Origin of the sequence: Streptosporangium canum (assembly GCF_900113865.1) — a bacterium.
GTDB lineage: Bacteria > Actinomycetota > Actinomycetes > Streptosporangiales > Streptosporangiaceae > Streptosporangium > Streptosporangium canum.
In genome coordinates this window covers 28,649-43,308 of record NZ_FOQY01000054.1, presented here as the reverse complement: position 1 = coordinate 43,308, position 14,660 = coordinate 28,649, and the positions used below count along the sequence as shown (strand labels likewise).

General features: G+C 69.2%; 12 protein-coding genes and 2 rRNA genes. 6 read left to right on the top strand and 8 right to left on the bottom strand.

Features of this window, described 5'->3' with window-relative positions; genetic code table 11:
• Both BM085_RS40510 and rrf read left to right on the top strand, forming a co-directional pair.
• Positions 1 to 90, top strand: a 23S ribosomal RNA gene (locus tag BM085_RS40510); the annotation flags it as partial.
• Positions 91 to 166: 76 nt separating this feature from the next.
• A 5S ribosomal RNA gene (rrf, locus tag BM085_RS40505) occupies positions 167 to 283 on the top strand.
• Between the two features lie 234 nt (positions 284 to 517).
• On the opposite strand, the gene BM085_RS40500 is transcribed toward rrf, so the two are convergent.
• Entirely contained in the window at positions 518 to 1,306 is a 789-nt protein-coding gene (locus BM085_RS40500) for a PhzF family phenazine biosynthesis protein (protein ID WP_093892053.1), read from the bottom strand.
• A 188-nt stretch (positions 1,307 to 1,494) separates the two neighbouring features.
• Here BM085_RS40500 and BM085_RS40495 point away from each other — a divergent pair, with 188 nt between their 5' ends.
• A complete protein-coding gene (locus BM085_RS40495; RefSeq protein WP_012895305.1) occupies positions 1,495 to 1,887 on the top strand; it encodes a cell division protein SepF in 393 nt (130 codons plus the stop codon).
• Between the two features lie 317 nt (positions 1,888 to 2,204).
• Here the strand turns inward: BM085_RS40495 and BM085_RS40490 are convergent, their stop codons facing one another.
• The gene (locus BM085_RS40490) at positions 2,205 to 2,447 is read right to left on the bottom strand and encodes a response regulator transcription factor (RefSeq protein ID WP_245789985.1); all 243 of its coding nucleotides are present in this window, start codon (positions 2,445 to 2,447) and stop codon (positions 2,205 to 2,207) included.
• A gap of 3 nt (positions 2,448 to 2,450) precedes the next feature.
• Positions 2,451 to 3,605 (bottom strand): sensor histidine kinase, encoded by a 1,155-nt coding sequence (locus BM085_RS40485; RefSeq protein ID WP_093892052.1) that lies wholly within the window; start codon positions 3,603 to 3,605, stop codon positions 2,451 to 2,453.
• A 183-nt stretch (positions 3,606 to 3,788) separates the two neighbouring features.
• Between BM085_RS40485 and BM085_RS40480 the strand changes: the two genes are divergently transcribed.
• Both BM085_RS40480 and BM085_RS40475 read left to right on the top strand, forming a co-directional pair.
• Positions 3,789 to 4,502, top strand: coding sequence for an ABC transporter ATP-binding protein (locus BM085_RS40480; RefSeq protein ID WP_093892051.1), 714 nt, complete (start codon positions 3,789 to 3,791; stop codon positions 4,500 to 4,502).
• Complete coding sequence (locus BM085_RS40475; protein ID WP_093892050.1) at positions 4,499 to 5,236, top strand: hypothetical protein; 738 nt, start codon at positions 4,499 to 4,501, stop codon at positions 5,234 to 5,236. Before BM085_RS40480 ends, BM085_RS40475 begins: the two co-directional genes overlap by 4 nt.
• 213 nt (positions 5,237 to 5,449) lie before the next feature.
• On the opposite strand, the gene BM085_RS40470 is transcribed toward BM085_RS40475, so the two are convergent.
• The 5 genes from BM085_RS40470 to BM085_RS40450 form a co-directional block, all read right to left on the bottom strand.
• Positions 5,450 to 6,778 (bottom strand): hypothetical protein, encoded by a 1,329-nt coding sequence (locus BM085_RS40470; protein WP_245789984.1) that lies wholly within the window; start codon positions 6,776 to 6,778, stop codon positions 5,450 to 5,452.
• Positions 6,779 to 6,921: 143 nt separating this feature from the next.
• Entirely contained in the window at positions 6,922 to 8,676 is a 1,755-nt protein-coding gene (gene argS, locus BM085_RS40465; RefSeq protein WP_093892048.1) for an arginine--tRNA ligase, read from the bottom strand.
• Positions 8,673 to 11,030: an HAD-IC family P-type ATPase gene (locus BM085_RS40460; RefSeq protein WP_245789983.1), complete on the bottom strand. Its 2,358-nt coding sequence runs from the start codon at positions 11,028 to 11,030 to the stop codon at positions 8,673 to 8,675. The genes argS and BM085_RS40460 overlap by 4 nt, the downstream gene beginning before the upstream one ends.
• A 114-nt stretch (positions 11,031 to 11,144) precedes the next feature.
• Entirely contained in the window at positions 11,145 to 12,152 is a 1,008-nt protein-coding gene (gene plsX, locus BM085_RS40455) for a phosphate acyltransferase PlsX (RefSeq protein WP_177245515.1), read from the bottom strand.
• 98 nt (positions 12,153 to 12,250) lie between these two features.
• Positions 12,251 to 12,847 carry a DUF1707 SHOCT-like domain-containing protein gene (locus tag BM085_RS40450; protein ID WP_093892045.1) on the bottom strand — a complete coding sequence of 199 codons (597 nt, stop codon included), beginning with the start codon at positions 12,845 to 12,847 and terminating at the stop codon, positions 12,251 to 12,253.
• Between the two features lie 172 nt (positions 12,848 to 13,019).
• Here BM085_RS40450 and BM085_RS40445 point away from each other — a divergent pair, with 172 nt between their 5' ends.
• Positions 13,020 to 14,387, top strand: a complete 1,368-nt coding sequence (locus tag BM085_RS40445) for a KamA family radical SAM protein (RefSeq protein ID WP_093892044.1) — start codon at positions 13,020 to 13,022, stop codon at positions 14,385 to 14,387.
• The last annotated feature ends 273 nt before the right edge of the window (positions 14,388 to 14,660 follow it).

Sequence of the window (14,660 nt, the reverse complement as noted above, 5' to 3'; positions counted from 1 at the left end):
CCCCAATAGACGATTGGGTTGATAGGCCGGAGGTGGAAGCACAGTAATGTGTGGAGCTGACCGGTACTAATAGGCCGAGGACTTGACCACAAAGCAATTTTTGCTCGCGTCCACTATGCGATTCTGAAACAGCAAGCGCCGTGTGTGTTTGACAGTTTCATAGTGTTACGGCGGTTATGGCGAAGGGGAAACACCCGGTTACATTCCGAACCCGGAAGTTAAGCTCTTCAGCGCCGATGGTACTGCACCGGGGACGGTGTGGGAGAGTAGGTCGCCGCCGGACAATCTTTTTAGGAAAGGCCACCCTTCGGGGTGGCCTTTTCTGCTTTCCGGACCCCTTTTTCTCGCCCCTTGCCCTGCTTCTCTGCCCTCTTTCAGTCGGTGTGTTCTCCTGCAGACCCTTTTTCCACCGGCCCTTCTCCGGGGACCTGCCTCCCTGCTCCGGACGGATGCCCGCCACCGGATTCCGCCCTTCCATGCGACCGGCAGGAACTCTACACCCGGCCGGCTACGTTCTTCAGACGTGGAGTTTTCCGGAGAGCACAGTCACCGCACGCCCGCTCAGCTCGACCCGGTCACCTCGCACCGTCGTGTGGATCACACCGCCCCGCTGGGAGAGCTGGGCACCGACCAGGGAGGCCGAGCCGAGCTTGCCCGTCCAGTAGGGGGCCAGGGCGCAGTGGGCGGAACCGGTCACCGGGTCCTCGTCGACACCGACTCTCGGAGCGAAGAACCGGGAGACGTAGTCGACACCGGGGCTCGACGCGGGAGCCGTCACGATGACTCCTCGGGCGTCCACCTTCTTCAGCGCGAGGAAGTCGGGGGAGACGGCGCGCAGAGTCTCCTCGGAGTCGACCTCCACCAGATAGTCCCAGACGTTCTTGCCGACCCAGAGAGGCTCGACCCCCAGTGCCGCCGCCAGACCGTCCGGCGGGCTCGTCGCCTCCAGCACCTTCGCCGGGAAGTCCATGCTGATTAGACCCGTTCCGTCCCTGGTCACGGACAGAATCCCGCTCTTCGTCGAGAAATCAAGGGTTTCCGGGGTTGATCCTGTGGAATACAGCACATGTGCCGCGGCCAAGGTGGCGTGCCCGCACAGGGCCACCTCGACCACCGGTGTGAACCAACGGAGTGAATACGGCTCGCCGTCTTCCCCTTCAAGCACGAAGGCCGTCTCGGAGTGCCTCATCTCCGCTGCGATGGACTGCATCCAGGCATCCGGAACCGGATTGTCGAGCAAGCAGACCCCCGCAGGGTTACCCTTGGAAAATTGGTCGGTAAATGAATCGACCGTATAGATACGCATGAAGTAATTTTAACTGATCGACAATATTCGGCTGAAAGCGGGTATGAGGGCCAGGCAAACCAGTGCGCTAGCCGTACAAAGTGGTAATAAGCGTTGGGCGTGTCGCGCGGCGAACTTCTGGCCGTCGGTTACCGTCCAAGGTGTAGGACAAGCCGGCTGCGGCGTGGTCCTGAGGAAAGGACGAGCCGATGGGGGCAGTGCGCAAGGTGGCGACCTACCTTGGCCTGGGTGGAGCAGAGGATTACGACGAGTCCTATGACTACGAGGACGAAGTCGAGGGTGAGGGCGAGGACTGGCAGCCCGCTTCGGAGCGTGCGGCCAAGCGCTGGCGTTCGATGAGCGAGCCCTCCCGGATCGTGATGCTGACGCCCAGGAAGTACAACGACGCTCCGATCATCGGACGGCACTTCCGTGACGGCCAGACGGTTATCATGGACGTCAACGTCATGAGCACGGCTGAGGCCACCCGGATGGTCGACTTCGCCGCGGGCCTGGCCTACGGCTGCGAGGGCCGCATCGAGCGCATCGCGGAGAAGGTCTTCCTCCTGGCTCCGGCCGAGGTGGAGATCACCACCGGCTGATCCCGTGATGACCGGAACGGCAGGAATGATTGGAACGTGCCTTCCGGTGTTCTCGTCCTCCCCGGGCCCAGCGTTGCCGTGTCCTCCGGACCTGGGGTTCTGGTCCTCCCGGGGGTCCCAGCAGTCTGATCGAAAGATCCAACGGATTTGGCGCTGACCTGCGGCGATACGGACAGCAGCCAAGGCGGTTCTCAGGAATCAGCTATCGCGTCATCCTCGAACCCATCACCTGACCACGTCGGCCTGATCACTGACCTCGACGCACTGCCGTACGCCGAGGTTCACCGCCGCCTGCTCAGCCACCGACCGATTTCGGATCACAGGAGGCCGGCGTCGCGTGCCCTGTTCGCCACGTCCACGCGGCTGCCGGTGCCGAGTTTGGCGAAGATGCGGGTGATGTTGGCCTTCACCGTGGCCACGCTCACCGACAGGTTCGTGGCGATCTCGGGGTTCGAGCTGCCCTTGGCCACCTCGATCGCCACCCCGTGCTCGCGCTCGGTGAGGAGACGCAACCCCGTGCGTACCATCGGGTCGTCGTCCACGATCACCACTCTGATCACGGATCAAGCCTCCCACGGCAGCCGTACGTCAAGGACGAAGTGTCCGTCCTGGACCGCATGGCTCAGGGTGCCCCCGGCCATCTGGGCACGCTCGGCCAGCCCGACCAGGCCCAGCCGTCCGCCGAGGCCGGGGCTGGGGCCGGGGCTGGACGATCCGGCGTATGGAGCCGGGTTGCTCATCCGGATCCGTAACCCTTGGCCAGGCCGTCCGCCGAGCTCGGCTCTCACTCGGGTACCCGGCGCGTGCTTGCGCGCGTTGGTCAGCGCCTCCTGCACGATCCGGTACGCGTGCCGCCCCGTCTGCGCCGGCAGCAGCTCGCGCCCCTCGACAGTGTCGGCCACCTCGACCTGCTGCCCGGCCACGCGTACTTCGTCGAACAGGGCGTCCAGGTCCGCCAGGCTCGGCTGCGGGTCCTCGACGCCGCCGTCGCGCCGCAGCGTGCCGAGCACGGCGCGCAGCTCGTTGAGCGACTGGTGTGCGTTCTCCTGAATCGCCTGGGCCGTTTCGCGAGTCTGCTCGGCGGTGAGGTCGGTGCGGTGCGACAGGCCGCCCGCGAGCATGGCCAGCAGAGAGATCCGGTGTGCCAGCACGTCGTGCATCTCGTGGGCGATATTGACCCGTTCGGCTAGTTTGGCCTGCTCGACGCGGTGCGCCTGCGCCTCGAGCGCGGCCTGTCGCCGCGAGGCGGCCAAGTCGCGCCATGTGCGCAGGTAGAGGCCGAAGACGGTCAGCCCACCGACGATCACGCTGCCGGTCACCATGGTGACGCTCGTGACGGAGACGCCCCTGAGCTTGTCGGCGTCCGACCACAGGATCTGCGCCGCCGGGCACAGCCACGTGGCGAGAGCGACCGGGACGATCTGGCGCCAACGGCAATGCGTGCACATAGCGACGTAGGTGACGTACGCGGGGCCGGCCGCCGTGGTCGAGTAGAGGGTCAGGAGCGCGGTCGCCAGCGCGACCTGCCAGGGGAAGCGGTGCCGCCATCGCATCAACCCCAGACCGGCCCCGAACAGGGCCAAGTCCAGCGCGATCCGGGCGAGGTCGGGGGTGACCTCGCGGTTCACGGCTGACAGGATCGAGATCCCGCTGACGAACAGCGCAGGCACGGTGGCGCAGAGGTAACGCAGAGCCTCGCCCCGGCTCTTTCCTTTCACGCCCGACTCATCGACACCCCACTCATCCACCCCTGACCCATTCACGCCCGACAGCCTAGGGAAGCGCCGGAGCCGCCCCTAGCTACCAGGGTCCAGAGCGGGTAGCCCTGGGTCTTTTTCTCGGCCGGTGGCCGTCGACCTAGGTCCGATGACCCGAGGCGGGGAATCCGGTGAACTAGGCCCGTGATCGAATTCCATTGCGTCAGCAAGGCATACAAAGGGGTGAAAGCCCTCGACGAGGTGTCCTTCACCGTCGAGGCAGGCAGCGTCACCGGGTTCCTCGGACCGAACGGCGCGGGGAAGTCGACGGCTCTGCGCATCCTGACCGGGCTCTCGCGGCCGACGTCGGGGTCGGCCACCGTGTTCGGGCGGCCGTACGCCGAACTTGCCTGTCCCGGCCGCCGGGTCGGCACGCTGCTCGACGCCGGCGCCCTGCATCCGGGGCGCAGCGGGCGGGAGGTCCTGACGCTGGGGGCGATGATGCTGGGCCTGCCCCGCTCGCGCGTCGAGGAGAGCCAAGAGCTGGTCGGGCTGACCGGCAAGGAGGGCAGGCGGGCCGTCGGCGGCTATTCGCTGGGCATGCGGCAGCGGCTCGGCATCGCCCACGCGCTGCTCGGCCGACCCGAGGCGCTCATCCTGGACGAACCCGCCAACGGCCTCGACCCGCAGGGCATCCAGTGGATGCGCGGGCTGCTGCGCAGCCTGGCCGACTCCGGGTGCGCGGTGCTGCTCAGCTCGCACCTGCTGCACGAGGTGGAGCAGGTCGCCGACCAGATCGTGATGATCGGACGCGGCCGGGTGCTCGCCCGGGGCACCGTCGCCGAGTTCGCCCGCGATGGCGGCCTGGAGCGGACCTTCCTCGAACTGACCGCTCAAGCCGACAGGAGCGCCGCATGACCCCTATCGACATTCCGTTCACCAGGCTGCTACGGGTCGAGACCCGCAAGCTGTTCGACACGCGCAGCGGTCTCATCCTCGCGGTGAGCGCGATCGGGCTGGCGCTCGTGGCCGTCGTCGCCCGGGGCCTCACGTCGGAGCCGCGCTGGTTCACCCTGGCCGGGACCGCCGCCATCCCGCTCGGGACGCTTCTGCCCGTGCTGGCCATTCTCACGGTGACCGGCGAATGGCGGCATCGCACCGCGCTGACCACGTTCGTGCTGGAGCCCCGGCGCGGGCGGGTGCTGGCGGCCAAGTGCCTGCCGCCACTGGCGGTCACCGTGGCGGGCTGCGTGTTCGCCCTGCTGGCGGCCCTGCCCATGACCGCCGTCGCCGCCGCGGTTCACGGCGTCGAGGCCACGTGGACCGTCGCGCCCGCCAAGGTGCTGGGCTGGATCGCGACGATGGTGCTGGTGACCGGCCAGGGCCTCGGCATGGGTCTGGCGCTGTTGAACGCGCCGGCGGCGATCGTGATCTGTCTGGCCAGCACGGCCCTGTGGAGCACCGTCGCCCGGCTCGGCGACATGGGCGCGATCCTGGCGGGCTGGCTCGACCTCAACCTCACCACCAACCCCCTGATGAACGGCGGGCTCACCGGCGACGCCGCCCTTAGGCTGACCGTGTCAGTGTTCGTGTGGATCGTCGTTCCGGTGGCCGCAGGGATACTGCGCATCTCGAGGAAGGAGATCGGCTGACGGCGGCGTGGTCACGGCGGATGCCGTGGGCGAAGGCGCGCAGGTGGGCGGTGGAGGCGGAAGCTGCGGCTGGGTGAGCCCGGCGTTCTCGTCCTCTCCGGGCCCGGCGTTGCCGTGTCCTCCGGACCTGGGGTTCCCGTGCTTCCCCCACCCGGTGTCCCCGGGTTACCTGGCCCCGGCGCTCCCGTGTGCCCCGGATCCGTCAGCTCCCAGCTACCCCGCGCGGGGACCTCGACGGAGCACGCGCACCAGTTCGGCCAGGTCCGAGGTGGCGGTCTGGGCGCGCTTCTCGCTCTCGCGAGCGTATTCGTGCAGGGCCCACACGGCGCCCTCGGCCAGCTCGCGCAGCTCGGAGACCTGTGCTGTGACGTATTCGGCGTCTGCCTGCTCGCGTCTGCGGCGGCGCCAGAGCTGATGGCCCCCCGCTGCGAGCAGAGCCACCGCGAGCGCTGTGAGCGGCAGCGTCACCGGGGTGACGAGCGCGGCCACCAGAGCCGCCACGCCGAGGGCGAGCAGCGCGTAGGCGGGCCAGGGCCGGCCGCGGACGGGCACTCCTTCGACGGTGATGCGCTTTTCGGCGGCGGCCAGCGATTCGGCGTCCGGGCCTTCCGGCCGGAGCACCACACGGTGCCCCAGCAGCGGCATGGTGACCGACTGCGGCGGATCGACCTGGGTGGCCTGGACGAGGCGCTCGGCGGCGGTCCGCACGATCGGCGCGGCCATGTGCAGCGCGATGGCGGCGAGATGCGGGTCGGAGCCGGGCTGCAGGTCGCCGAGCAGGTGACCGGCGAGCGAGTTCATCGGCCCCTCGGGGCCACCTGAGCCGATCAGATGGCGCAGCACCGTCAGCGGCTCGCCCTCGGTCCACACGGCGGCGGGCCTGCTCGCGCGGTTGGCCAGTTTCCCGCCGGTCCCCTCCCGGGTCGAGGTGATCTCGATGCAGCGGCCGAGCAGGCGGGTCAGCTGGTCGGCGGCCTGGACGGGCTCGGCCAGCTCGGGGAGCTCGGCGAGCTGGGGGAAGTCGACCAGGGACGGCGGCACCACCATCGACGGCTCGTGCGGGGTCAGTGCGCTCAGCCAGCGGTCGGGCTCGACCTCCGAGGGGGCGGCCACCGCGTCGAGCTTGCGGAGCACGAAGATCTTGCCCGCGGGGCCGTACGCCCCCCTGGCGGCGGCGAGCCAGAGCGCACGCTGGCCGTGGGTCACCGGACGGTCAACGGCCATCTCGCCGAAGGCGATGCCCAGCCAGGAGGCATGGATCTGGTCGCCCTGGCCGGAGACGGCCAGGGCCAGGCAGAGGAAGAGCGCGGTCCGCTGCCCGTCGAGCTGGGCGGCGCGGCCGAGGGGTTCGAGCGCGTCTTCGCCGCGCATGAGCAGAACGAGAGCCTCGACTGCCGGGGCCAGCCAGTGATCGGTCGTGTCCGGCAATCGCGGCGGCGTCATGGAGAGGGCCGCGTCGGCGGCCAGATTCGCCAGGAGTGCCTCGGCGTAGCGGTGCAACTCCGTCCCGACATGGGAACTCGCGGTCAGGTCGGTGCTCAAGGCAGAGAACTCTCCGAAGTTGTGACCGATGACCGCGCCAGCGTAGTGCGCCTCGGTCATCCCCGTCGGGAGGCGCGCCGAACCCAACTTTGCCGGATGATCGCCTCGATTTGGTGAATCAAGGCGATCATCCGGTGGATAACTCACATGCGCTCGGGAACCGGGACTCCGAGTAGGTCCAGGCCGGTCTCCAGGACGCGCAGGGTGAGCGCGCACAGGGCGAGCCGCGAGGCGCGCGTGGCCGGGTCGACGTCGTCCTTCAGGACGGGGCAGTTCTCGTAGAAGGTGGTGAAGACGCTCGCGGTCTCGAACAGGTAGGCGGCGAGCTTGTGCGGCGCGGAGCCTTCGGCCACCTCGTCCACGACGGAGCCGAACCCGAGCACCTGCAGGGCCAGGGCGCGCTCGGCCGGGTGGCCGAGCAGGATCGGGCCGGTCGCCGTGGCCGGGGCCATGTCCGCCTTGCGGAAGATGGAGCGGATCCGGGCCGTGGCGTACTGGAGGTAGGGGCCGGTGTTGCCGGTGAGGGCGAGCATGCGGTCGAAGTCGAAGACGTATTCGCTGTCGTGGCTGACCGACAGGTCGGCGTACTTGACCGCGCCCATGCCGACGGCGTGCCCGATCTCGGCGCGCGCGGCGTCGTCGTAGTCGCGGCCGGCGAGCACGGCGGCGGCGCGGGTCTCCGCCTCGTCCAGCAGGTCCAGCAGCTTGACGGACTCGCCGCTGCGGGTCTTGAACATCTTGCCGTCGCTGCCCAGCACGCTGCCGATCTGGACGTGCTCGGCCCTGACGTGGTCGGGCAGCCAGCCGGCCATCCTGGCGGAGGCGAACAGCATCGACATGTGCAGGGCCTGGGTCGCCCCGATCACGTAGAGGATCCGGTCGACCTTGAGGTCCTGGACGCGGTAGTGGATGGTGGCCATGTCGGTGGTGGCGTAGCCGTACCCGCCGTCGCTCTTGCGGATCATGAACGGCAGCGGCTGGTCCTCGCGGCCGGTGAAGCCGGGCGGGAAGACGCAGAGCGCGCCGTCGCTGACGACGGCGATGCCGCGCTCCTGGAGCTCGTCGCAGACCTGGGCGAGCATGTGGTTGTACATGCTCTCACCGGCGATGGCGTCGTCGGTCAGCGTCACGCCGAGCTGGCGGTAGACCTTGTTGAAGTAGCGGACCGTGGCGTCCATGAAGATGTGCCACAGGCGCATGGTCTCCGGCTCTTCGGCCTGGAGGGTCACCACCCGCGTGCGGGCGCGCTGGTTGAACTCCGGGTCGGAGTCGAACTTGGCGCGGGCCGCCTGGTAGTAGGCGTTGCCCTCGCCGGCCTCGAGCTGGGCGACGGCGGTCGCCTCGCCGATGTCCAGCAGGTGCTCGATGAGCATGCCGAACGGGGTGCCCCAGTCGCCCAGGTGGTTCTGCCGGATGACCTTGTTGCCCAGGTGCTCGTGCACGCGGGCCAGGGCGTCGCCGACGATGGTCGTGCGCAGGTGGCCGACGTGCATCTCCTTGGCCGCGTTGGGCGCGGAGTAGTCGATCACGACGGTCTGCGGCGGGGTGGCCTGGGCGACGCCGCTGCGCGGGTCGGCCATGATCTCGGCGGTCTGCTCGGCGATCCAGTCGTCGGAGAGCGTGATGTTCAGGAAGCCGGGACCGCTGACCTCGACGGTGCCGGGGAAGGCGTCACCCCGCGTGCCTTCGGCGCGGCCGGAGAGGTGATCGGCGATCTCCTGGGCGACTTCCCGCGGGGCTCGTCGCAGTCGCTTGCTCAGGCTCATCGCCACGTTCGCCTGGTAGTCGGCGAACTGCGAGGGACGGATCAGCGGGTCTGCGTCGGCGTAATCCGTACCGAAGGCGGCGGCCAGCGCCTGCTGGACGCGCTCGGTGAGGACGAGCTGCGGGTCGGTCATGACTCAAGGGTATCGTTTGACCGGCCCTGACCCGGCGATATATCGGGCGATCGCATGATCTTGAAAACGATCGTCAGCGCGACCATGCCGGCCGCGCCGAACCCGGCCGCGACGAGGTCGTTGCTCAGGTCGCCGAGGGCGAGCGCGAAGAAGTCCCGGGTGAACGGCGTGGCGAGGGCGAGCGCGAACAGTACGGCCATGGAGGTCACCAGCGCGACGCGCCACCATACGTACGGCCCGGCGACCAGGACCAGCACCCACCACGTGGTCATGAACAACGTGATCACCGCTGAGGTGCGGTTCTCCTCCAGGGTGGAGGAGCCGGTCTGGGCGGCCCAGTACGACAGGTAGACGGCGACCGCGCAGATGACTCCGGCGGGGATCGCCAGCCGGAGCACGCGTGGCACGAAGCCGGTCCTGGCCCGCTCGTTGCTCGGCGCGAGTGCCAGGAAGAACGCCGGGATGCCGATCGTCAGCGCGTTGACCAGGGTGGAGTGCCGGGGGGCGAACGGGAAGACGAGCCCGACGACCCCGGTGAGCAGGGACAGGACGATGGCGTAGAAGGTCTTGGTGAGGAAGAGGCTGGAGACGCGCTCGATGTTGGCCAGGACCCGGCGGCCCTCCGCCACCACCGAGGGCAGGCCGGCGAAGTTGTCGTCCATCAGCACGATCTGGGCGACCGATCGGGCGGCGCCGCTGCCCGAGCCCATCGCCACGCCGAGATCGGCGTCCTTGAGCGCGAGCACGTCGTTGACGCCGTCGCCGGTCATCGCGACCGTGTGACCGCGTGACTGGAGGGCGCCGACGAACGAGCGCTTCTGGTGCGGGGTGACCCGGCCGAAGACGGTGTTGGCGTCCAGGATCTCCGCCAGCTTCCCGGGATCGTTCTCCGGCAGGGTGCGGGCGTCCACCGCGTGTTCCCCGCCGGGTACGCCGAGGGAGAGGGCGATGGCCGAGACCGACTCGGGGTTGTCGCCAGAGATGATCTTTATGGTGACGCCCTGCTCGGCGAAGTACCCGAGGGTGGCGGCCGCCTCGGGGCGGATCCGCTGCTTGAGGGCGATGACGGCCGCCGCCTCGACGGGGCCGAGGTCGTCGGGGTCGCGCAGTGACGCGACCCGGACCAGGGCGAGCACGCGGAGGCCGGTGGCAGCCGTCTCCTCGGCCTCGTCGTACTCCGGGGTGCCCGGGGTGAGCAGGACGTCGGCGGCGCCGAGCACCCAGGCGCCCTGCCCGGCGAACTCCGCCCCGCTCCATTTACGGGCCGAGGAGAAGGGCACCTTGAGGCCGGGGCGCCAGCCGGGAGGGTCGGGGTATCCGGACTGGACGGCCCGGGCGGTGGGGTTGGGGTCCGGGTCCAGGTGGGCCAGCGCGCTGAGGGCCTCGCCGACGGGCAGGTCGTCGCGGAGCGGGCGTACCCGGTCGAGGCTCATGCCGCCCGCGGTGAGCGTGCCGGTCTTGTCCAGGCAGAGCACGTCCACCCGGGCCAGCACCTCGATGGCGGGCAGCTCCTGGACCAGGCAGCGGCGCTTGCCCAGCCGGATCACTCCGACGGCGAAGGCGATGCTGGTCATCAGGACCAGGCCTTCGGGGATCATGGTGACGATGCCCGCCACCGCGCCGGTGATGGCCTGGCCGAAGTCGCTCGTCCTGCTGACCTGGCTCCAGACGAGCAGCGTGCCGATCGGGACGATCAACCAGGTGATGTATTTGATGAACCGGTTGACGCCGGCGCGCAGCTCCGAGTGGGACAGGTTGAACTTGCTGGCCTCGTCGGCGAGCCTGGCCGCGTAGGCGTCGCCGCCCACCCTGGTCGCGACGTACGAACCGGTGCCGGCGACGATGAAGCTGCCGGAGAGCATCTGGTCGCCGGGGCGCTTGTGAACGGGGTCGGCCTCACCGGTGAGCAGGGACTCGTCCGCCTCCAGCCCGTCGGCGTCCGCCACCCGGCCGTCGACCTGGAGCTGGTCGCCGGAGGCGAGCAGGATGAGGTCGCCGAGCACGACCTGTCTGGGCGGGATCCGGGTGTCCGCGCCGTCCCGGCGGACCTTGACGGGGGCCTCGTTGACGACGGCGAGGTGGTCCAGGGTGCGTTTGGCGCGGAGCTCCTGGACGATGCCGATCGCCGAGTTGGCCACGATCACCGCGCCGAAGAGCCCGTCCTGCCACTGCCCGAAGATCATGATCAGCATCCACAGGACGGCGATCACCGCGTTGAACAGGGTGAGGACGTTGGCCCGGATGATCGCCGGAAGCGATCTGCTCGACCTGCGCCGGACCACGTTGACCTGGTCGCGCGCCACCCGTTCGGCGACCTCCGCAGTGGTCAGCCCCCGCTCCGCCGGCTGCTCCACGCGTCCCCCCGAGATTCGTGTGGGTCTCCCACATTACGCGGAGGGCGTCAGGGGCCGCGGGGGTCACCAGAGGCGGTGCGACCATTGCGCGGGGGCGTCAGGGGGCGCGGAGGGTTACCAGAGGCGGTGCGACCGGGGGGCGGCGGCCAGGCGTTCGCCGATGCGGGTGACCACGCCCTGCCGGGCCAGCCCGGCGGCGAGCACGCAGGCGGCGCTGACCCCTTTGGCCTGCGAGGAGCCGTGGGCGATGACCACGGTGCCGTTGAGCCCGAGCAGCACGGCCCCACCGTGGACCTCGGGGTCCAGCCGCTGGTTGAGCCCCCTGATGCGTTTTCGCTGCAGCATTCCGCCCAGCCGGGCCGTGCGGCTCTCGCTGATCGTGTCGCGGAGCTCGGCGAAGGCGTAGCGGACGCTGCCCTCCATGGTCTTGAGCGCCACGTTGCCGGTGAAGCCGTCGGTGACGATGACGTCCACCGCCCGGGTGAGCAGGTCGTGCCCCTCGATGTTGCCGGCGAAGTTCAGGCCGGGGGCGGCCGACAGCAGCTCGTGTGCCCGTTTGACGAGCTTGTTGCCCTTCTCCGGCTCGCTGCCGATGGTCAGCAGGCCGATCCTGGGCTCGTCGATCTCCAGGGCGGTCTCCGCGTAGGCGGCGCCCAGGTGCGCGAACTGCACCAGCATCTCCGGCTTCACCTCGGCGTTCGCTCCCGCGTCCAGCAGGACGGTGGGGGTGGGCCGGGTCGGCAGGGCGACGGTGATGGCGGGCCTGAGCACTCCGGGCTGGCTGCGGAGCCGGAGCTTGCCGGTGGCCACGATCCCGGCGGTGGATCCGGCGGAGACCACGGCGGAGGCCTCGCCCCGCCGTACGAGATGGCAGGCGACGGCGATGCTGGAGCGGGGGCGGCGGAGGCTGGCCAGGGCGCCCTCGTCCATGGCCAGGGCCTCCTCGGCCCGGATGATCGGGACCTCGGTGAGCGCGTCGTGGACGGAGAGCGCCTCCATGAGGGGGCGGGGAGCGCCGACGAGGACGACGCGGACTCCGTGTTCCCGCACCGCGTGTACGGCTCCCGCGACGATCTCGTCCGGGGCGTGGTCGCCGCCCATCGCGTCCAAGGCGACCGGCATGGCGCCGGGATCGTGGGTATCAGGCAAGCGGTCACCTCGTGCGGGATGGTCTGTCCGCATCGTAGGCGGGGTCGGCGCCGGATGGGGCAACCGGGGGCTCAGGACCAGTCGGGGAGATTCCAGTCGGTCCTCTCCCGCGAGACGATGATCTTCCCGAAGGTGGCCCGGCCGACGACGCGGATGACCGGGCCGCCCTCGTCGCCGAGGCCGCCCGAGATGTGCCTCTTGGCGAACAGCGCACTGACCTCGTCGATGACGTGGGCGTTCTCCGGCACCCTGACGATCAGCTTGCCGAAGGCGGAGTTGACCTCAAGGGTGATCTCACGGCCGGGGAGCACCGCGTCGGACAGGTCGACGATCAGCGCGCCGAACGTGGCGTTCAGCGCCGTGTGGCGTCCGGCGATCCAGCGCCCGCCCCGGACGACCTTGCTGAAGACGGCGCGCACCTCGTGCCGGGCGATGGCGGGCTCGTGGGCCGTGGCGATGACGTCGGGCAGGTCGTGGGTGATCGGGGCGAGCTCGCCCAGGGTGACGGAGTCGTAGGTCGCCTGCAGCCGGTCGGCGTGTTCGAGGCTGGTCAGACGGCCGGTGGCGAGGGCTTCGGCGAGCACCCCGGCCACGCGGTCGCGGTCGGCGTCGGACGCGCGCATGGCCGGGGCGTGGTGGCCCGGTAAGGCGGGGTCACGGGAGGTCATGGGAGGGATTCTACGGCGTTTCGAGATATATCGCGAGAGAAATTTACCGGCGAACTTACCCGGGAGTGGAACCAGCCTTAGGGGTAATTACGTCCGGGTATATAAGCGCCGTGACGCGCGACCGGCTGGAGAGGTTTACACGAAGACCGACAAAAAACGGAGGAAAGAATTAGTGATCTTGAAGGAAGGCTCTGCACGCGGCTTCCGGGCCTACACCGCCAAGCATCTGGACGACCTCCTGCGACGGGCCGGCCTCGGGGACGAGGAGCGGCTGCGGATCAGGGCGGTGGCGACCGTCCTGCCCTTCCGCACCAACGCCTACGTGGTGGATCAGCTCATCGACTGGTCGGCCATCCCCGATGACCCCATATATCGTCTGGTCTTCCCTCAGGCGGACATGCTGCCCGAGCCGGACGTCACCAGGCTCGCAGGTCTTCTGGGCGCCGACGCCCCGAACGCGGAAATCCAGGCGGCGGCACGCGAGGTCAGGATGCGGCTCAACCCGCACCCGGCCGGTCAGCTCGACCTCAACGTCCCACGCGTGGGCGATGACCCGATGCCGGGGATGCAGCACAAATATCCTGAGACGCTGCTCTTCTTCCCCAAGCAGGGCCAGACCTGTCACGCGTACTGCACCTACTGCTTCCGGTGGGCGCAGTTCATCGGGGAGCCCGATCTCAAGTTCGCCTCCGACGACGTCGAGAACCTCGTCGGCTACCTGAAGAAACATCCCCGGGTGACCAGTGTGCTGTTCACCGGCGGCGATCCCATGATCATGAGTGCGCCGGTGCTCCGCCGCTATCTGGAGCCGCTGCTCGAACTGGAGCAGCTCGAATCCATCCGCATCGGCACCAAGTCGCTGGCCTACTGGCCGCAGCGGTTCGTCTCCGACCCCGATGCCGACGACACGCTGCGCCTGTTCGCCTCCGTGGTGGACGCGGGCAAGAACCTGGCCTTCATGGCGCACTTCTCGCACCCGAGGGAGATGGAGTCCCCCGTCGCCGAGGCAGCCGTGGCCGGGATCCTCGCCACCGGCGCGGTGATCAGGACCCAGGCGCCGCTGATCAGGACGATCAACGACGACCCCGCGACCTGGTCGTCCATGTGGCGCAGGCAGCTCACCATGGGCATGGTGCCCTACTACATGTTCGTCGAACGGGACACCGGACCCCAGGACTACTTCGCGGTCCCCCTCGCCCGGGCCTACGAGATCTTCAGGGACGCCTACGCGAGCGTTTCGGGACTGTGCCGCACGGTGCGGGGTCCCTCCATGTCGGCCACGCCCGGCAAGGTCTGCGTGGACGGCGTCGCGGAGATCGCGGGGCAGAAGGTCTTCGTGCTCCACCTCATCCAGGCGCGCGACCCCGAGCTGGTCGGACGCCCCTTCTTCGCACGCTACGACCCCACGGCCGCGTGGCTGACCGATCTGCGGCCGGCGTTCGCCGACCGCTTCCCCTTCGAATCCTCCGAACTCCCCGAGCTCCTCGGCCCCTCCGACCCCTTCGAGCCGGCGACGGTCCCTCATCGGCTGTCCGCCTGATCCACAGGGTCAAGGGGGTGCCCGGCGACCGGAAAATCTGACGCCGTGACCGGTGGACTCTCTTTCCCGCCCCTTTCCCGGGTTCCTGCCGCCGGTGCCGCCGGGATGTGCTCCGGGGGGCCGTGGTTTTGCGGCATACGGATTGGCGGACCGTAATCCTTCGCAGGGCTATTTCCAGATTTACCGGCTGCGCCGGGCGGGTCCCAGGGCCCGCCCGGCGTGTCCATGCTGGGGCTCCAGATGTTGTCGCCGCCGATAATTCGATCACCGTGA